Here is a 17,825-nt window from a genome sequence, read left to right on the forward strand (position 1 = left end):
TCGGCGAAAGCCCTGAGGGTAGGTCCGTCTGACTCTCCGTACCCGGTGACCGCCTGGCAGATGTATCTCGCCTGCAAGGTCGGGTAGCCTGGCGGCCGTGGTCGACCCGCAGGTCAGGAACGAGGGCGCCCGGCTGACCGCACGCGGCGCGGCCACCCGGGAACGCATCGTGCTGGCCGCCGCTGAGCTGATGGCCGCCAAAGGTGTCGCCGCCACCACCCTCGACGAGGTCAGGCTCGCGAGCGGCACCAGCAAGTCCCAGCTCTACCACCACTTCGCGGCCAAGGAGGCACTGGTCCGCGAGGTCGTCACGCATCAGGCCGGGGTGGTGCTGGAGCGTCAGTACCAATTGCTGCGCGGCGTCAGCTCGTTTGCCGGGCTGCGCCGGTGGCGCGACGCCGTGCTGCAACGCAACACGCTGCGCAGCGGCGCGCACGGCTGTGAGATCGGCACCCTCGCGGCAGAGTTGTCCGACACCGACGAGGCCGCCCGGCAGGCACTGGCCGGCCACTTCGCCACCTGGGAACAGTTGCTCGCGGACGGCTTCCAGCGAATGCGCGACAACGGCACACTGCGCGCCGACACCGATCCAGCGAGGCTGTCCGTAGCGGTGATGGCCGCCCTTCAGGGCGGCTATCTGCTGGCTCAGACCGCGCACGACGCCGAACCCATGCGCGTCGCCCTGGACATGGCCCTGGCACACGTCGAGACCTTCAAAGCGAGCACAATGGGACTATAGAGTCCAACTGTGTCAGGCGCACCATCGACAACGTCCGTACCGCAGGGCAAACCGTCCATCGAACTCTCCTGACGTTAGGCGCGACGCTGGCCGCCGCCCTCTCTCACTGCCACCAACCCGGAACGACCTGGACCGCTCCTGCGAAGGACTATATCGTCCTCTTTCTCGTCGGATACAAGAGGGGCAATCAGTGCACTGAACTGCGTTAACGACGGCACATCCCGGCCCTAACGGACCGACGAGTCCATCCCTCGGTTCCGCGTCGAGCGAGGTCAGCGTATGGACGGCCTGGCCCTAACCGCCAATTCGCGCAGCTCAACCATACGATGTGATGGTTCGCCGTGCCAATCGGTGCCGATCATCAAGCGATAGACTGGACGGTATAGTCCGCAAACGCTAGCCTGCGGAGGTACTCGGTCACCGGGTGATACGTCTGGCCACAGTCCCCGCTCACACGCGGCTCGGCAGCTGGATCCGAGTATCTGAACCGTCACCAACAGGATCTACAGGAAGGCGCGGTAGATGGATACCGATCGGGATCGTGTGGTCGCATCCGCCCGAGCTGTGCTTCCGGCGATTGAGCGCCGGCGCACGGACATGACCACCCGCGGCTTCACCTTCGTTGCCGATGAACCGCACAACGGCGCAGTCGGCGAAGGTCCGATGCCGACGGAGTACCTGTTGATGGCGCTCGCGTCGTGCACTGCACAGACGCTGCGGCAGTACGTCGACTATAAATACGACACCGCCGGCGACATCACCGTCGAGATCAACTACCACGAACCCGAGCAGGAGGGTGCAGAGCGTTACCTGCAGCGCACGATCACGCTGAGCGAAGAACCCGACCCCGACGACTTGAAGGTGATGCACGACATTGCCGAGAAGTCCCCGGTGACCCTGCTGATTCAGTTCGCGTGGAGCGTGCGAACCGAATTCGTCGGGCCGCGCTGAAATCAGGCCGCTTGCTGCTCGGCGATCACCGCCGAGGAGCAAGCGGTTGTGATTCCGAACCCGCCGTAGATGCCAATCTTGATCTGGCAGATCCGTACACGTGACCTTTGTTTGGGGATTCTGTTTCAGGCGTGCTGGGCCGCCCGTTGGCGAGTGATGGGACTCCGGTGACCGGTGGTGCGTCTTAGGGTGGCGAGATGATCGAGCAGGATGTTGAGTTGCGGGACGGTCGGACGCTGCATGTCTATGACACCGGATCGGGTGCGGGCGAGCGGTTCCCGGTCGTCTGGCACCACGGCACGCCGAACGTCGGCGCCCCTCCGGAGCCACTGTTCGCCGCCGCGGACAGTCTCGGACTGCGCTGGGTGTCGTTCGACCGGCCCGGCTACGGCGGCTCCACCGTCGCGCCCGGGCGGACCGTGTCGTCGGTGGCCAACGACGTGGCGGAGGCCGCGGACGCGCTCGGCATCGAAGAGTTCGCCGTGGTCGGGTACTCCGGCGGCGGGACGTACGCCCTCGGCTGTGCCGCGGCTCTGGGCGCCCGCGTCAGGGCGGTGGTGACCCTGGCCGCTATCGCCCCGTACGGCACCGACGGGCTGGACTGGTTTGCCGGGATGGTGCCGTCGGGCGTGGCCGCGTTGGGGACTGCGGCGGCCGGCCGCGCTGCGCGGGCCGCGCTGGAGGCGTCGGGATTCAGCTACGACGCGCAGTTCACCGCGGCCGACCTCGCCCTGTTCGAAGGGGCGTGGGGCTGGCTGGGAAAGGTCGGCGGGCCCGCTCTCGACGCCGGGCCGTACGGCCAGATCGACGATGACGTCTCCTACGCCCTGCCCTGGGGTTGCGATCCCGCCGCCATCGGCGCCCCGGTCCGGCTGCTGCACGGCACCGAGGACCGGATCATCCCGGCCAGTCACGGACGGTGGCTGGCCGCCCACTGCCCGACGGCCGAGCTGCGGCTCTGCCCAGGCGACAGCCACTTCACCATCGTCAACCACGCCGAATCGGCCCTGGAGTGGCTAGGCCGGCAGGTCTGAACGCGGGCGCCGAGCACAAGAGGTGAGCGACGTGGACGATCGCAGAGAGATCCGCCCCTTCGTCATCGATGTTCCCGACCGCGGCTCGATACCCAGTGTGATCTCGTAAACCTGCTCTCCGACGGGTAAAGGGCAGCTCTGGCTGAACCGCCAACCACCGGTAGAAGTCCGCAATGTAAGCCGCAGTTCGTGGCGGGTGGGCTGGTCAGTCACGGCGCAACTGTGCCAGAAGCGGAAGCGAACGAAGTGGGTTCTCGTCGAAATGCCAGAAGACGTGCCCCACGCCGAGCTTCGCGGCCCTCTCCAAATCGGCCGCGACCTGCTCGGGCGAACCGAGCAGCGGTGCGGGCTCACGTACCGGATCTTCGGTGACGCTGCCGTTCACCTGCAACATGATCGGCAGGCCGTCCAGCTCGTGGCCGGCGGCACCCGCCGCCGCCCGGAACGTCGCGATGCTCTCCCGGATCGAGTCCCAGTCGAAGATAACCAACGTCAGTCCCAGGCCGAGCCGTCCCGCGCGTTGAAGCGCTGACGGAGATGCGGCGCCCACCACCACGCTCGGGCCGCCGGGGCGGACCGGCTTCGGGCCGATGTCAGCTTCGGGAATGCGGTAGTAACGGCCCGCGAAGCTCACGGGATCGGGTCCCCAGACTGCACGCATGGCCAGCAGGTGCTCCTCGAAACCCGCGCCACGCCTGCTCATCGAAACGCCCGCCGCCTCGAACTCTTGCTGCATCCAGCCCTGACCAATGCCCGCGATGAGCCGACCGCCGCTGAACCGGTCGAGGGTGGCGAGCCGGCGAGCGAGGACGACCGGATTCTGGAAGAGCGCGTCAAGCACACTGGTCCCCAGACTGATTCGGCTGGTGCGGGCCGCGACATAGGTCAACGTTTCGATCGGGTCGTACACGGTCGCGAAGTCCTCCGGTGCCTCCATGACCGGTCCGCCCGGACCGCCCATCGCGATCGGCACCGTTGGCCGCATCAGCCGGTCCCAGGACCAGATCGAGTCCAGCCCAATACGCTCGGCTTCCTCGGCGACCTCAGCGATGCTCGCCGGTGAGGCGGCTCGCCCCGCTGCCGGCAGATGCACGCCTAACTTGATCGACGTCATTTGGTCCTCCCTGCCATCGTCTCTGCCTAGGTAGACCGTCCCCGCCGGTCGTTCTCATCGGTGCGGCAGGGCAGGTCTCCGTGCATCCACCAGATCCATCCACCGCCCCGAGCTCGGCCGAGCCGATCGCGGAACATCCTTCCGCGCCACCCAAGGCATGCGGTCCTCAGGACCGAGGGGCCCACGTAGTAGTCACTGGAGAGCCATGAGCCCCGCACCCGCCTACGTCCAGCGGATGGAGCGTGACGGCCGCATGCCCGCTCAGTATGCTGCGGGCATCCAGCTGCCTATGAATGCGCGCCGCGTGACCCCTCGTGCGGCCGCCGCCCGATCGAACGCGGCCTGGCCTTCGCCACCGCGCAGCTGCATGATGGTGCCGCCTGGACGCAGGCACGGCAGCAGGGCAGGGCCGATGACTGCCGCGTCGATGACGGCGTCGACACCATCGCCGGCAAGCGCGCGGAAGTGGGCGGCGACGGCAGGGCCGCGCGGTACGACCTCAGCGCCCCAGCCCGAGATCAGGTCGGCGTCGGCCGGCGCGGTGTCGGCCAGCACACGCAGGCCGGCATGGCGCGCCAGCTGTACGGCATAACCGCCGACGCTGCCCGCCGCACCGGTGACCGCGATCGTGGCGCCGGTGCGGCGTCGACTACTGCACCCTCGGTCAAACCCGACGCGGTGACTCACCCGGAGCCGGCAGGATCGTCGGGACAGCCTGCATCAGGGCACGCGACGAGCTCGCCCAGCCCGGCAGCGCCATCACGCGATCCCCTCAGTGGGCGACGGCTACGACTGGCTGCTGCTGCTCGGCGGGAAGGCGGTGGGGCTGGACGACGAGGAAGCAGACGAGGCTGGCGGCGAGCATGCCGCCGAAAACTACGACGGCCATGGCGACTGCGCCGACGCCAAGGATGCCGACGAGGGGTGCGGCGAGGGCACCGAGGCCGAATTGGACTGAGCCGAGTAGTGCGGCGGCGGTGCCGGCTGTTTCGCCGTGGCGGGACAGGGCCAGGGCGGGGGCGTTGGGCATGGCGAGGCCGACTGTGGCCAGGACCAGCCACAGCGGGATCAGGATGCCGGCCAGGCCGCCGATCCTGGTGATAGCGAGGACCAGCAGGACCAGACCGAAGCCGACGCCGGCGAGCAACGAACCGGTCAGGATTTGCTGGGGTGTCCAGCGGCGTAGTAGCCGGACGTTGAGCTGGGTGGCGCCGATCAGGCCGATCGCGCCGCCGGCGAAGACGTACGCGAACTGTTGTTCGCTCAGCCCGAAGCTGTCTTGCAGAACGTAAGAGGAGCCGCTGACGTAGGCGATCAGGGCAGCCATCGCCAGTCCGACGACCAGGATGAGGCCTACGTAGACCCGGTCGGCGAGCAGCCGGCCATAGTCGCGGACGGTGCCGGCGACCCCGCCGTTGCGGCGGCGATGAGCGGGCAGTGTCTCGGGCAGCACGATCGCGGCTGCTGCCATGATCGCGGCGGCGGCAACCGTGAGCACGACGAACACGCCACGCCACGAGGTGAACTGCAGGGTCTGTCCGCCGATGGTCGGGGCGAGGATCGGCGCGACGCCGACCACCAGCATCAGTCGGGAGAACAGCTTCGCCGCCGCGAAACCGGAGAACAGGTCACGCACGATCGCCATCGCCACCACCGTGGCTGCCGCCGCGCCGAGGCCCTGCAGCACACGCAGCGAGCCGAGGATCGCCAGGTTGGGAGCGATCACGCACAGCAGCGAGGCAATCAAGTGGACGCCGACGCCGGCGAGCAGCGGCGTCCGGCGGCCTATCGCGTCGGAAAGCGGGCCGATCAGCAGTTGTCCGATCGCCAGGCCGAGCAGCGTGCCGGTCAGGGTGAGCTGCACGGCGGCCGCGGTGGCGCCGAAGTCGTCAGTGATGGTCGGCAGCGCGGGCAGGTACATGTCGATGGTGAGCGGACCGAGCGCGGTCAGGAAGCCGAGTACGAGAACAATCCGGAAGCGGCGCCCTGAGGGGAGCAGCTCTCCAGGTGATAGATCGTCTTCGGGTGGGGTAACGGTGCGGGTTTCGGCCACAACAGCGACAAGCCGCCGACCGCCCAGGATCTTCCGTTCAAGGCCGAGTTGGTAATGACGGTCACATGAGCGGGATATGGCCTCCTAGCAGCTGATATTCCGCTTGCGCTTACACCGTCAGCTGGTCCCGGTCGTCGCATAGCCGCCGGAGCGCTCTCTCGAAGTCCCGAGTGATGCGGGTGTACTGCGGCTCGCTCAGCCCGACCGAGGGCGTGCCGAGGCAGAAGAGCGTGGCGTCGGCGGCGCCGAACACTCTGTCGTGTTCGTCGTAGCGGGTGAAGTCTTTCTGCAGGACTTCACGCAGCTTGGGATGACTGCGTCCACATGCATAGCAATGTTTCCTTTCCGCAGTGCGCCCGACCGTCCGGCGGACAACGCAACAAAGCCATCGGGGTGGCCGGTAGGCCTAAGCGTTGGCGTAGCCGGGGATGCGTGCCCTGATCTTCGCCATTTCGGCCTCGTCGGAGATGCCCTGGAAGTCGTATCGGGGTGTGTACGGCGACTCGAGCGAAGCGATTTCGTCGTCGGTCAGCTGGATGTCCAGCGACGCGACGGCGTCGTCGATCTGGGCGGTCGTGTTGGCGCCGACCAGTGGCGCGGTGACCACGGGCCGGCTGTGCAGCCAGGCGAGCGCGATCTGGGCTCGGCTGACGCCGCGCTCGGCGGCGATCGCGCCGACCGCGTCGATGATGGCCTTGTTCGCGGCCTCTTGCGCCGGGGTGTAGAGCAGGTCGGCGTAGGCGCCGTCGGTCTCCGCGCGGGCGGTTGCCTTCGCGTCGTCGAAGGCTCGGGCGAGCCGGCCGCGGGCCAGCGGGCTCCAGATGATGGTGCCGACGCCCTCGTCGAGGCAGAGCGGGATCATTTCGCGCTCCTCCTCGCGGGCCAGCAGGTTGTAGTGGTCCTGCATCGTGGCGAACCGGGCCCAGCCGTGCTGTTTCTGCAGGTTGAGAGCCTTGGCAAACTCCCACGCGTGCATCGAGGACGCCCCGAGGTAGCGAACCTTGCCGGCCTTGACCAGGTCGTGCAGGGCTTCGAGGGTCTCCTCCCACGGGGTGGCGTGGTCGTTGCGGTGGATCTGGTAGAGGTCGATGTAGTCGGTGCCGAGCCGGCGCAGGCTGTGGTCGACCTCGGTCATGATCGCCTTGCGTGACAGGCCCTTGCCGTTGGGGCCGGGCCGCATCGGATGGCGCAGCTTGGTGGCGATCACCACGTCGTCACGGTCGGCGAAGTCCTTGAGCGCGCGGCCGACGATCTCCTCGCTGGAACCGTAGGAATAGAGGTTGGCGGTGTCGAAGAAGTTGATGCCGGCGTCCAGGGCGTGCTTGATCAGCGGCCGGCTGGTCTCCTCGTCCAGTGACCAGACCGGATGTCCGCGGGTCGGGTCGCCGTAGGTCATCGCGCCGATGGCGATCGGGGAGACGTCGAGGCCGGTGGTGCCGAGCTTGATGTAGCGGCATGCTGCTCCTCTATCGTTGTGGAGAGGTCTCCACTAAATTACTGGAGAGGTCTCCGGATAACAAGGGGGGTGGCATGGTCCGTTCCGACGCCCGCGCGAACCGAGCCCGCATCCTGGCGACGGCGCGCGAGGCCTTCACCGCGGACGGCAACGTCTCGATGAATCAGATCGCCCAGCTCGCCGGCGTCGGGCCTGGCACCTTGTACCGCAACTACCCGTCGCGCGAGGCGTTGATCCTGGCCATCTACCAGGACGAGGTCGACCGGCTCATCGGTTCGGCACCGGACCTGATCGCCACGCTGCCGCCGCTGGAGGCGCTGCGGACGTGGACGACCGACCTGGTCGGCGCCATGCGCAAGAAGCACGGCCTCGGCGATGCGCTCAGCCCGACTGCCCACAAGTCGATCACCGAGCAGACCTACGGGCCGGTCATCGGCGCGATCACGCAGTTGTTCGACGCGGGCAAACGCGAGGGCACGATCCGCGTCGACGCCGAGCCCGCGGATTTTCTTCAACTGACCGGCGCCCTCTGGCGCGCCGCATCTGAAGACGACGACCGGTCGCAGCCCATGCTGGCGCTGATCCTCGACGGGCTCGGCGTGCATCCGTCCGGCGGCGAGCGGCAGAGCTGACCCACGAGCGCGGCGTGTCGCGCCTTGGTCCGGTCAAGACAGTTGCGAAAAGCGACCTCGCCACCAGCACGGGCTCGACCCGGTGGGCGTGCCGCGCGTATTCGCGCGGGACGTCGGGTACCGGCGGTGTTCGACGGGCGATCGGGGTGAGTTGTTCCTGCAGCTGCCGCAGCATGACATCGGTGAAGCCGGCGCCGACATGGCCTGCGAACCGCGGGGCGCCCGACTCGTCGAGGACCCCGAAGGGCACCGAGCCGATGGTGCCGGCTCGACAGCCTTCACCCGCCTTCCAGCCGAGGATCACCACCTCTTGGGTACGGATGAGCGGAACTTTTGTCCACCAGTCCGCTGAGCGCCGCCCGGGCCGGTGCGGGCCGTTGCGCCGTTTCGCGACGACGCCTTCAAGGGCGCCCAGCTCCGCCGCCCGCAGGCGCTCGAGCATCTCGGGGAGCACGGTGTTGGCGATCTCGACCGGGGTGAGCAGGAACGACGTGTCGCTCAACCTCGCCACCGACGTCATGATGATCGCGCTGGCTGCGGCGCTTGCCTGGAACACCACCGACCCCAAGATTCGTAACCCGCTCGGTGACGACCCGGCCGAGCGGCTGGCCGAGCATCGCAGCGCTGTCACCACGGCCGTCGCAGCTATGACCAATGCACTGCTCGGCAAGAATGCCGCAGCAGCAAGCCAAAGCACGGCGGTGGATGTTCGATGACCCGCCGCTGGTTCATCACTCGTGCCACGAGCTGGTCGGCCGCGAGATGACCGAACAGCTTCGCGCCCCGCCGCGTTACCAACGTCCGTGGACAGAACATCTAGCTAGTACCCCGGCCGCCGCTCACCGGACCAGGGAGGGTAGCCACTCGGAGAAGGCGGGGACGTAGGCGAGCAGAAGGCCGCGAACGCGAACGGCCTGCCGATGCGGGTCGACGAGGCGAACTCCGCCTACAGCGGCGGCGTCGACGGGGTCAGCAACCGGTACGCCTCCGCGCTGTGGGCCATCGACTACAGCCTCTCCATGACGCAGGCCGGCCTGTCCGGCGTCAACATCCACGGCGGTCTCGGCGTGTGCGACGACCCGATCTGGAACGGCAAGTTCCAGCGGTACACCCCGATCTGCGCCGCCAGCAAGGCGTACGAGCTGGCCCAGGTCTACCAGGTCATGCCGATCTACTACGGCTTGTGGATGGCGCGCCGGATGGGGCCCGGACGGTTCCTGCCGGTCTCGCTCGAATCCGATCGCAACCTGACCGCGTACGCCGTCCGGGGCGACGACGGGCACACCCGGATCGCTCTCGTGCAGAAGGACGCCACCACGGCCGCGCCGGTCCGGGTCTCGCTCACCGTCGGCGGGCGCGACCGCGGCGCGACGGTGCTGCGCATGACCGGCGACGCCCTCGACGGCCGGGCGACGCAAATCCAGGGCGCCACTGTCGACGGCCTCGGCAAGCTGCGGCCCGGCACCCCCGATGCCGCCCGCGTCGAGCACGGCCTTCTCTCCGTCAGCATCGCGGCCGGCAGCGCCGCCATCATCACCCTGTGAGGCTTGTCGTGAAGAGACGAACCCTTCTGGGCGCCGCGCTGGCGGTTCCCGTTGTTTCCCCCCACGCCACACCGGCCACCGTCACGACCGTCGCCGCGGCGGTGGCCGCCCGCACCGACCGTCGCCCGGTCGCCGGCGGCGTCCACGACGCCCGGGCCGGCAAGACCTTCATCAGCTGGGGCGGCGTGCACGAGCGTACCCGACCGACACCCGACCGATGAAGTACGTCCGCTCCACCGATCACGGGCTCACCTGGCGCAGCTCGGCCGACCTGACCGGGGACCGGTGGTGCATCGCGCCCCTGGACCGCACCGACAACATGAACGAGATCTACATCGGACAGCTGCGGCAGGAGCCCGCCTGCGCGACCCACCCCGAGCGCATCGCGGTGGTCTACATCCTGGCCGGCGGCGGCCCCGAGGGACACCTGCACGATCGCTATCACCGCAACATCTACCACGCCACCTTCTCGCCCCGCGACCTGCGCTGGCGGTCGGCGACCGGCCACGACCTCGGCACCAGCATCGACGACGCGGATCAGGAGTCGCACCTGCTCGTCGCGCGGACCGAGCTCCAGGCCACGAACCCGCGCTCCCCCGACTACATCAGCCTCGTCGGGTCCGTCGCCGGCGGCACGCTGCCGTTCGTGGTCTGGATGCAACTGGACGACGCCGCGCAGGTGCACGTCCACACCGCGGCGCACGTGCCCGTCGCGGGCTGGCTTCCGCTCGCGGGCCGGCGGGACACCGAGGTGGCGACGGGAATCCGGGTCCGCGACATGGAACGCGTCGACGAGCTCACCTGGCGGATCTACGCGACGCCGGACCCGGCGGCGACGGGCGTACTGACCTTCACCCTGCGCCTGGGAACCGCGCTGCGGAGCGAGTCGGCCATCGCCACGTCGCAGCCCTTGCAGCGGATCGAGGTGATCGGCGGCCACCGCGCGCCGGCGCACGTCCTGGCGACCGGCAGCAGCAGCGCCCGCGACGTCGGGGTGGCCGACGGCGACATCCTGGTGCTCGGCTAGGACCACTTGTCTCTGCGGCGCGGCGACCGGCGTACCAGAACCAGGCGCTCACGACGGAGAGGGCGATCGCCAAGCTGATCAGGAGATGTGCCATTGCCGTGATGAGCGGCCACGCCGGTGCTCAGGAGGGCGTTATGAGGCGGGTCTCGTACGCGACGACTACGGCCTGAACGCGATCGCGGAGGCCGAGCTTGGCCAGGATGCGGGCGACGTGTGTCTTCACGGTCGCTTCGGACAGGAAGAGGCGGCCGGCGATCTCGACGTTGCTCAAGCCCTGCGCGACCAGAATCAGGACCTCGCGTTCGCGGGGTGTCAGAGCGGCGAGGTCGCGGTGCAGAGGCGACTCCCGCGGTTCGGGTGTGGTGAAGCGTTCGACGAGGCGGCGGGTGATGCTCGGAGCGAGCAGGGCGTCACCGTCACGGACGATGCGGATCGCGGCGACCAGGTACTCGGGGGTGACGTCTTTGAGCAGGAAACCGCTGGCGCCCAGGCCAAGGGCCGCGTAGACGTAGTTGTCCAGGTCGAACGTAGTCAGCATGATGACGCGGGGCGGGTCCTCGCCGGCCAGGATGCGGCGGGCGGCCTCGATGCCGTCCATGTTCGGCATGCGGATGTCCATCAGGACCACGTCGGGGCCGGTGCTCCGGACCGCCTCGACCGCTTCGGCGCCGTTCTCGGCCTCGCCGACCACGTCGATGCCGTCCGCCGTGAGGATCATCCGGAAACCGGCGCGCACGAGCGCCTGATCGTCGGCGATCACGACCCGCAGCGGCTCGGTCATCGGTGTTCCACGGGCAGCTGGGCCTGAACCCGGTAGCCGCCGGTGAGGCGGGCCGCGGCCTGAAGGGTGCCGCCGTAGACAGCGAGCCTTTCGCGCAGGCCGGCCAGACCGCGCCCCGTGGAGGTGGCGGATTCCGGCGTCGGTTGACCGCCGGTGTCGGTGACGGTGATGCGCAGTTCGTCCGGCGAGTACGTGACGTCGACCGCGGCGCGGGCACCCGAGGCATGCTTCACGGTGTTGGTGAGGGCTTCCTGCACGACGCGATAGGCGGTGAGTTCGAGGCCGGCGGGCAACGGGTACCGGTCGCCGCTGGTGGTGACGGTGACGTCGATGCCGGCGTCGCGGACACGGTCGATCAGCGGTGGAAGCTGGGCCAGGCCGGGCTGGGGAGTGAGGGTGTTCTCGTCGTCGTCCGCCGCTGCCAGCAGGCCCATGACGCCGCGGAGCTCGCCGAGAGCCGCGCGGCCGCCCTCCTCGACGGCCAGCAGGGCGTCGCGGGCGGCATCGGGCGCGCTGTCGAGGACTTTACGGGCGGCGCCGGCCTGGATGACCATCATCGACACATTGTGGGTGACGATGTCGTGCAGGTCGCCGGCGATGCGGGCGCGTTCCTGGCGGGTGGCCTCGCGCAGCGCGTCGGCCCGTTCGCGGCGGAGCCGGTCGGCATGCTGGCGCCAGGTACGCATGCCGTTGACGGCCAGCCCGATGGGCAGCAGCACCAGGAACGGCACCGTCCCGACCGGGACGATCGGCACGGCGAGATCGCGGAACGAGCTGTAGAGCAGCGCCGCGACCGGCAGCGCGGCCAGGGCCCACAACCGGTAGGGACTGTACGCGGCGGCGGTGTACCCGGCGATCACGCAGGCGTAGAACGAGACCCGCAGGATGTCGGTGCCCGGCATCTCACCGTGCAGCGATATCACCGTGATCCCGAGGATGACCATGAGCGTCGCCAGCGGGTAACGGCGGCGCACGAGCAGCGGGAGGATCGCGGCGACGGCGATCCAGCCCGGCCCCTGCGGATCGATGAGGTGGCGCTCGTAGGGAGGCACGGGAATCGCCAGCACGTCGGGAACGTCCGGGAGAGGCGCCATCATCGCCGCGTCGCTGGTGGTCTCGAACAGGTGCCCGGTGATGTCGGTGCCGCTGAGCGCCACCACGATGAACGCCGCGACCAGCAGGACGTCGAAGGCCCAGTTGCGGCGGGTCAGCCGCGGCTGCGGGCCGGACCGGCGCAGGGCCTTCGCGACGCGGGTCAGCGGTGGATCAGCGGTCACCGGCTCATTGTGTCCGGCCGGGCGAACAGCACGCATCCATCTCCCGACTACGCCGCAAGGATGACCCCGCACCGCGAATGCGCTCTCGCGGCCGACGACCTGTGTGCCCGGGTGTCCCTAACGTCCCCAACCATGATTGACGTCGTAGATGTGAGCCGCCGCTACGAGGGCGCCCAGGCCGCCCTCGACCACCTGAGCCTGCACGTCGCCGAGGGCGAATGCCTGGCGTTGCTCGGCCCGTCCGGCAGCGGCAAGTCGACCCTGCTCAACCTGATCGCCGGCCTCGACCGCCCCACCGAGGGCACCGTCACGGTCGGCGGCGCCCGCGTGGACCGGCTGAGCGAGGCTGCCGCCGCCCGTTACCGCCGCGCCACCATCGGCCTGGTCTTCCAGTTCTTCAACCTGCTCGACGACCTGACCGTCGCCGACAACGTGCTGCTGCCCGCTCAGATCGCCGGCCGGCCCGCCGCCAAGTCGCGCCAGCGTGCCCGCGAGCTTCTCGAGACGCTCGGCATCGACCGGCATGCCGACGCCTACCCCGGCCGCCTCTCCGGCGGAGAACGGCAGCGGGTCGCGGTCGCGCGGGCGCTGATGAACCGGCCGCCGCTGCTTCTCGCGGACGAGCCGACGGGGGCGCTCGACACGGCGTCGGGCACGGAGGTCCGCAAACTTCTGGTCGACCTGCACGCCGACGGCCAGACGATCGTCCTGGTCACCCACGACGAAGCCCTTGCCTCCGCCGTCGCCACCCGCACCGTACGCCTCGTCGACGGGCAGGTCGCGGCGTGAGCGCCATCCGGACCGTGGTGCGCGGGGCGCAGCGGCGCCGCGTCTCCACGATCGTGATCATCGCGGCGACGACGATGGCCGTGACCGCGACCGTCCTTGCCGGCCTGCTGCTGGCCGCGTCCTCGGCGCCGTTCGCCAACGCGTTCGCTCAGCAGAAGGGCGCGCACCTGACCGCGCTCTTCGACCCCGCGAAGACGACCGAGGAGCAGGCCGCGGCCACCTCGTCGCAGGCCGAGCGGGCGATCGGCCCGTTCCCGGTGGCCACGGCCGTCATCAAGGAGGACCCCGGAACTCCGCCGACCCCGCCGCTGAAGGTCGTCGGGCGAGCGGACCCGGGCAGCGACTCGATCGACAAGGTCACCCTGCTGGCCGGGCGCTGGGCGCGCACCACCGGCGAGATCGTGGTGGCCCGCGCCAACCTGAGGATCCCCACCGGAACGACCCTGCAACTGCAGAACGGGTCGACGCTGACGGTCGTCGGCGAAGCCCGGTCGCTCAGCCAGACCGCGCAGGGTTGGGTGACACCCGCCGAGGCTGCCGCGCTCGGGCAGACCGGCTGGCAAATGCTTTATCGGTACGCCGACGCCGGTACCGAGGCCGCGATGACCGCACACAAGAACGCGCTCGGCCCGGGCGTACAGACCCAATCCTGGCTCGACGTACGCAACGACGCCGCGCACCGCACCCAGCTGTACGTGCCCCTGCTGAGCGCGTTCGGGCTGATCGGCCTCGCCCTGGCCGCCCTGGTCATCGGCAGCGTCACCGCGGGCTCGGTCGCCTCGGCCACCCGCCGCATCGGTGTCATGAAGGCGCTCGGGCTGACCCCGTCGCAGGTGGTGCGCGCGTGCCTGGTCCAAGCACTGATTCCCGGCCTGATCGGCGCGGCCCTCGGCATCGTCGCCGGCAATTTTCTCGCGGTGCCGTTGACGGCTGATGTCGCCGACCTGTTCGGGACCGTCCCGATGTCGGTCACCCCCTGGGTCGACGCCGCCGCGATCATCGCCGCGGTGCTGCTCATCTCCGCGACCGCGGCGCCGGCCGCGTGGCGGGCCGCCCGGCTCCGTACGGTGGACGCGCTCGCCGTCGGCCGCACCCCGCGCAGCGGCCGTGGCCGGGTCGCCGCCCGCCTCGCCGCCCGCACCCGGTTGCCGAGGCCGCTCAGCCTCGGGCTCGCCCAGCCGTTCACCAGACCCGCCCGGCTGCTGGCCATGCTGCTGACGATCGGGCTCGGCACGGCGGCGGCGACGTTCGCCATCGGGCTGGCCAGCTCGCTGCGCCAGGTCCAGGCCGCCGACCAGAGACCCGATGCCTCGGCCGACCTGCTTGTCGCGCCCGACCGAGACGGCGCGGACCCGAGCGCCGTCATTGCCGCCGCGCCGGGAACCGGGCAGTACTACGGCCGCGGACCCGCCGACATCGCGGTCGACGGCCTGCGCGAGGCCGCCCGCGGCACCGTCACCACGGGCGACGCCGGCTGGGCCGGGTACGAGATGCTCGACGGCCGCTGGTACACCGCACCGGGCGAGGCGGTCGTCAATACTGCCTTCCTCACCGCCACCGGCAAGCACATCGGCGACACGGTGACCGGCGCCGGCCACGAACCGCTCACCCTGGTCGGCGAGGCGTTCGATGGCAGCGCCAACAACCACCTCTACACCGACGTCGCCAGCATCCCGGCCCTTCAACCGATCCTGGAGTGGTACGTCAAACTCAAGCCGGGCACCGACCGCACCGCCTACATTCAGGCACTGACGAGCAAGAACATCCACGCCGAGGCCACCCGGACCGAGGGCCCGGACGGAACGCTGATCATCCTCGACTCGCTGACCGCCCTCCTCACGGCGCTCCTGGTGTCCGTGGCGGGCCTCGGCGTCCTCAACGCGGTCGTGCTCGACTCGCGCGACCGGGTGCACGACATCGGCGTACACAAGTCGGTGGGAATGACGCCGAAGCAGACCGCCGCGATGGTCGTCGCCTCGGTCGGCATCCCCGGCCTGATCGGCGGGCTCGCCGGCGTCCCGGCCGGATACCTGATCCACCATTGGGCCTTGCCCGCCATGGCCCGCGGCGCCGGCATCCGCCTTCCGCAATCCACCATCGATGTGTACGCCCCGGGCCTGATCGCCGCCCTCGCACTGGCGGGCCTGGTCATCGCGGCCGGCGGCGCCCTGCTCCCGGCCGGGTGGGCCGCCCGGACGAGAACGGCAACGGCACTACGCACCGAATAGCGGCCGTGCGCACGCCCGCCCGGCTTCCGGAAGGGGGCCGGGCGCCTAAACCTCGGAAGAACGCGGGCCTGCTCGAATTCGACCCATGCGCCGGCAGGCTTCGAGTCGAAAGCATGGACGATGAGGTTCACATGGTCGAGGTCCGACAAGTCGATGACCCGCAGGTGCACCCGGGTGCGGCACTGGCCGTGGCCAACCCCACGACGCCCTGGCTCGCATATCGATAGACGTTGCGCTCGCCCCTCGCCCGACCCTAAGGTCAGTCCATGGCTCGGTTCAACTGGTCCGCAGAGTGGACCAGCAATGTGCCGCTCCAAGAACCCTTTCCGTCCGTCGCGGATGCTTCGGCCTTCATCCCGCGGTCCAAGTCCGGTCCGGGGAGATGTGAGGCCTGCAACGCAGTCCCACCGCTCGAAGGAGTAACTGAGTGAAACGCCGAACTGTCATCACTGCGGGCGCCGCGGTCGCTGGCACCGCCGCGGCCGCCGGCGTCGTGGGAGCCCCGCCCGCGTCCGCCTTCGCCGCCGATCACCTCACTGTGGCCGAGAGAGCGAACGCCCGCCGATCCGAGACCATCGCCGCCCGACGGCTGATCTTCGGCGTGGAGAACGTCGACCCACGAACCGGCCTGTTACCTCAGGATCGGGTGATCATTTCGTGGACCACCAATTCCAGCTTCGTTCTCGCAGTAGCCGGCCGGGTGATCCTCCTCGACACCTTCATCACGCGACTCGAGGTCACTCCGGGGCGTACCCCGGTTGTGATCAAGGATCTTGTCGATGTGGCGCCCAGCGCGATCTTGCTCGGCCACGGGCACTCCGACCATGCCGAGAACGCGGCCTACCTGGCGGGCAAGACCGGCGCGACGCTCTATGCATCAGAGGAGACCTGCGGTGTGATGCGCAGCGACTTCGAGCGCATCAGCAAAGACCCGGCGATTCAGAACGATCCGGTCGCCCGCTTCCCGCGTGACGCGACCCTCAAGCTGGTCACGGTAACCACCACCGGGTCCGTGCCCGGAACGCAAATCCTGCGCCTCAAGATCCTGGAGCCCTTCGCCCAAGTGGTCGCGTTCCGCCACCTGCACTCCATCGCAACACCGTACGACTCGACCTATCCACGTAACGCCCTCATTCCCGCGGACGGTGTCCTGCCGGTCGACCCACGCGACGCCGCGCTGTTCCCGCCCGGCGTTCCCCTCCGCCCATCCGACCCACCTGTTCGTGGACAGATGGACCTGCGCACGGGTGGCGGCGCCGGCGGGCCGGTGGCCATCTTCTACAACATCACCCTGCGCACCGGCTCGAACTTCTCCCTCGCCTGGCAGGACACCATCGGCGCGCTCCGGGAGGGCAAGGGATCAGCCTGGCCGGACGGCACACCCGCCGACGGAAAGCGCATCACCGACATCCTGAAGATCATGGCGCCGGTGGACTTCTTCTCGGCGGCCGTCGGGACGGCGAACTTCCTCAACAACGGGCTGCGCGACCTCGTCGACTACCAGCAGGCGCTCCGGCCGCGAGTGTTCGTTCCGAACCACCAGACCACCGGCGGCTCCGATGTCGGGGAGACGAAGGCGGTCGTGCACTACGCCATCTACCTCCAGCAGCTTCGCAACATGGGCCTTCCCCCAAGCGAATGGCCGGACATCCGATGGACAGTCGACCCGAGCGACTACCTCAAGCCCTTCACCTTCGACGCGGCAACCCCGGATCCGGCAACCCGGCAGCGTAGGCGCGTCCAGCTCAGACACTTCGACGGCTACCCGTACGCAGAGACCCGGACAGCGTCGGCCTAGACCCGGGCGTGGTCGCGTCTTCGCCTTCCGGATCCGGCTCGTCGATAGTTTGACGTCGAAGAAGAAGTCCTCGCGGGACGGCCGGGCGGCCAGCAACGTGCTCGTCTCGTCGAGGTAGTGGCGGGTCAGGTCGATGTTTGCCGGGCTGTCGTCGCGCGTCGCATCCTTGTGCCCGGCGACCACGTTTCGCGGGGTGAGCGCGGCGACCACGTCGAGCGCCCGGTGCCAGCCTTCGGCGCCGCCGTCGCCGGTTTCGGCGAGGTATTGGTGGACGTTGTTGTAGACCACGTCACCGGCGGCGACCAGGCCGATTGACGGTACGTGCAGCACCGTGCTGTCGTCGGTGTCGCTGTGCCCGGCCTCGACCGGCAGCAGCGGCTCGCCGTCGATCGTGAAGCCGTC

General features: G+C 69.3%; 19 protein-coding genes and 1 pseudogene. 12 read left to right on the forward strand and 8 right to left on the reverse strand.

The features are described 5' to 3' along the window. Positions 1–97 precede the first annotated feature (97 nt). The 3 genes from ACIA5D_RS25515 to ACIA5D_RS25525 all read left to right on the forward strand — a co-directional run bounded on the left by ACIA5D_RS25515 (position 98) and on the right by ACIA5D_RS25525 (position 2,724). Positions 98–739: a TetR/AcrR family transcriptional regulator gene (locus tag ACIA5D_RS25515; protein WP_396032687.1), complete on the forward strand. Its 642-nt coding sequence runs from the start codon at positions 98–100 to the stop codon at positions 737–739. Between the two features lie 522 nt (positions 740–1,261). Further along, on the forward strand, positions 1,262–1,690 hold the full coding sequence (locus tag ACIA5D_RS25520) for an OsmC family protein (RefSeq protein WP_396032688.1): 429 nt from the start codon (positions 1,262–1,264) through the stop codon (positions 1,688–1,690). A gap of 197 nt (positions 1,691–1,887) precedes the next feature. Continuing rightward, positions 1,888–2,724 (forward strand): alpha/beta fold hydrolase, encoded by an 837-nt coding sequence (locus tag ACIA5D_RS25525; RefSeq protein ID WP_396032689.1) that lies wholly within the window; start codon positions 1,888–1,890, stop codon positions 2,722–2,724. 205 nt (positions 2,725–2,929) lie between these two features. Here the strand turns inward: ACIA5D_RS25525 and ACIA5D_RS25530 are convergent, their stop codons facing one another. The 5 genes from ACIA5D_RS25530 to ACIA5D_RS25550 form a co-directional block, all read right to left on the reverse strand. Then, positions 2,930–3,838, reverse strand: coding sequence for an LLM class flavin-dependent oxidoreductase (locus ACIA5D_RS25530; RefSeq protein ID WP_396032690.1), 909 nt, complete (start codon positions 3,836–3,838; stop codon positions 2,930–2,932). 261 nt (positions 3,839–4,099) lie between these two features. Next, positions 4,100–4,525 (reverse strand): zinc-binding dehydrogenase, encoded by a 426-nt coding sequence (locus ACIA5D_RS25535; RefSeq protein WP_396032691.1) that lies wholly within the window; start codon positions 4,523–4,525, stop codon positions 4,100–4,102. An 85-nt stretch (positions 4,526–4,610) separates the two neighbouring features. Beyond that, the gene (locus ACIA5D_RS25540) at positions 4,611–5,891 is read right to left on the reverse strand and encodes a multidrug effflux MFS transporter (protein ID WP_396032692.1); all 1,281 of its coding nucleotides are present in this window, start codon (positions 5,889–5,891) and stop codon (positions 4,611–4,613) included. Between the two features lie 109 nt (positions 5,892–6,000). Further along, the gene (locus tag ACIA5D_RS25545; protein WP_396032693.1) at positions 6,001–6,144 is read right to left on the reverse strand and encodes a hypothetical protein; all 144 of its coding nucleotides are present in this window, start codon (positions 6,142–6,144) and stop codon (positions 6,001–6,003) included. Between the two features lie 153 nt (positions 6,145–6,297). Continuing rightward, positions 6,298–7,302: an aldo/keto reductase gene (locus tag ACIA5D_RS25550; RefSeq protein ID WP_396033076.1), complete on the reverse strand. Its 1,005-nt coding sequence runs from the start codon at positions 7,300–7,302 to the stop codon at positions 6,298–6,300. Positions 7,303–7,346: 44 nt separating this feature from the next. On the opposite strand from ACIA5D_RS25550, the gene ACIA5D_RS25555 reads away from it, so the two are divergent. Further along, positions 7,347–7,979, forward strand: coding sequence for a TetR/AcrR family transcriptional regulator (locus tag ACIA5D_RS25555; protein ID WP_396032694.1), 633 nt, complete (start codon positions 7,347–7,349; stop codon positions 7,977–7,979). Between the two features lie 103 nt (positions 7,980–8,082). Here the strand turns inward: ACIA5D_RS25555 and ACIA5D_RS25560 are convergent. Next, positions 8,083–8,499 (reverse strand): annotated as a pseudogene (locus tag ACIA5D_RS25560) (hypothetical protein); the annotation flags it as partial. Between ACIA5D_RS25560 and ACIA5D_RS25565 the strand changes: the two are divergent. The 4 genes from ACIA5D_RS25565 (at position 8,438) to ACIA5D_RS25580 (ending at position 10,550) form a co-directional block, all read left to right on the forward strand. Continuing rightward, positions 8,438–8,695 carry a hypothetical protein gene (locus ACIA5D_RS25565; protein ID WP_396033092.1) on the forward strand — a complete coding sequence of 86 codons (258 nt, stop codon included), beginning with the start codon at positions 8,438–8,440 and terminating at the stop codon, positions 8,693–8,695. The pseudogene ACIA5D_RS25560 and the gene ACIA5D_RS25565 sit on opposite strands and share 62 nt — an antisense overlap. 204 nt (positions 8,696–8,899) lie before the next feature. Further along, the gene (locus ACIA5D_RS25570; protein ID WP_396032695.1) at positions 8,900–9,523 is read left to right on the forward strand and encodes a glycosyl hydrolase family protein; all 624 of its coding nucleotides are present in this window, start codon (positions 8,900–8,902) and stop codon (positions 9,521–9,523) included. Between the two features lie 8 nt (positions 9,524–9,531). Then, entirely contained in the window at positions 9,532–9,744 is a 213-nt protein-coding gene (locus ACIA5D_RS25575; protein WP_396032696.1) for a hypothetical protein, read from the forward strand. Then, positions 9,741–10,550 carry a hypothetical protein gene (locus tag ACIA5D_RS25580; protein WP_396032697.1) on the forward strand — a complete coding sequence of 270 codons (810 nt, stop codon included), beginning with the start codon at positions 9,741–9,743 and terminating at the stop codon, positions 10,548–10,550. Before ACIA5D_RS25575 ends, ACIA5D_RS25580 begins: the two co-directional genes overlap by 4 nt. 121 nt (positions 10,551–10,671) lie before the next feature. On the opposite strand, the gene ACIA5D_RS25585 is transcribed toward ACIA5D_RS25580, so the two are convergent. Together ACIA5D_RS25585 and ACIA5D_RS25590 are read right to left on the reverse strand one after the other, a co-directional pair. Further along, positions 10,672–11,331, reverse strand: a complete 660-nt coding sequence (locus ACIA5D_RS25585; RefSeq protein ID WP_396032698.1) for a response regulator — start codon at positions 11,329–11,331, stop codon at positions 10,672–10,674. Continuing rightward, positions 11,328–12,608, reverse strand: coding sequence for a sensor histidine kinase (locus ACIA5D_RS25590; protein ID WP_396032699.1), 1,281 nt, complete (start codon positions 12,606–12,608; stop codon positions 11,328–11,330). Before ACIA5D_RS25590 ends, ACIA5D_RS25585 begins: the two co-directional genes overlap by 4 nt. Positions 12,609–12,740: 132 nt before the next feature. Here ACIA5D_RS25590 and ACIA5D_RS25595 point away from each other — a divergent pair, with 132 nt between their 5' ends. The 4 genes from ACIA5D_RS25595 to ACIA5D_RS25610 all read left to right on the forward strand — a co-directional run bounded on the left by ACIA5D_RS25595 (position 12,741) and on the right by ACIA5D_RS25610 (position 17,738). Beyond that, the gene (locus ACIA5D_RS25595; RefSeq protein ID WP_396032700.1) at positions 12,741–13,397 is read left to right on the forward strand and encodes an ABC transporter ATP-binding protein; all 657 of its coding nucleotides are present in this window, start codon (positions 12,741–12,743) and stop codon (positions 13,395–13,397) included. After that, complete coding sequence (locus ACIA5D_RS25600; RefSeq protein ID WP_396032701.1) at positions 13,394–15,625, forward strand: FtsX-like permease family protein; 2,232 nt, start codon at positions 13,394–13,396, stop codon at positions 15,623–15,625. The genes ACIA5D_RS25595 and ACIA5D_RS25600 overlap by 4 nt, the downstream gene beginning before the upstream one ends. A gap of 427 nt (positions 15,626–16,052) precedes the next feature. Then, positions 16,053–17,423, forward strand: a complete 1,371-nt coding sequence (locus ACIA5D_RS25605) for an MBL fold metallo-hydrolase (protein ID WP_396032702.1) — start codon at positions 16,053–16,055, stop codon at positions 17,421–17,423. Positions 17,424–17,540: 117 nt separating this feature from the next. Then, positions 17,541–17,738, forward strand: a complete 198-nt coding sequence (locus ACIA5D_RS25610) for a hypothetical protein (RefSeq protein WP_396032703.1) — start codon at positions 17,541–17,543, stop codon at positions 17,736–17,738. Positions 17,739–17,825: the final 87 nt, after the last annotated feature.

It is taken from the genome of Actinoplanes sp. NPDC051513, from assembly GCF_044454685.1.
GTDB lineage: Bacteria > Actinomycetota > Actinomycetes > Mycobacteriales > Micromonosporaceae > Actinoplanes.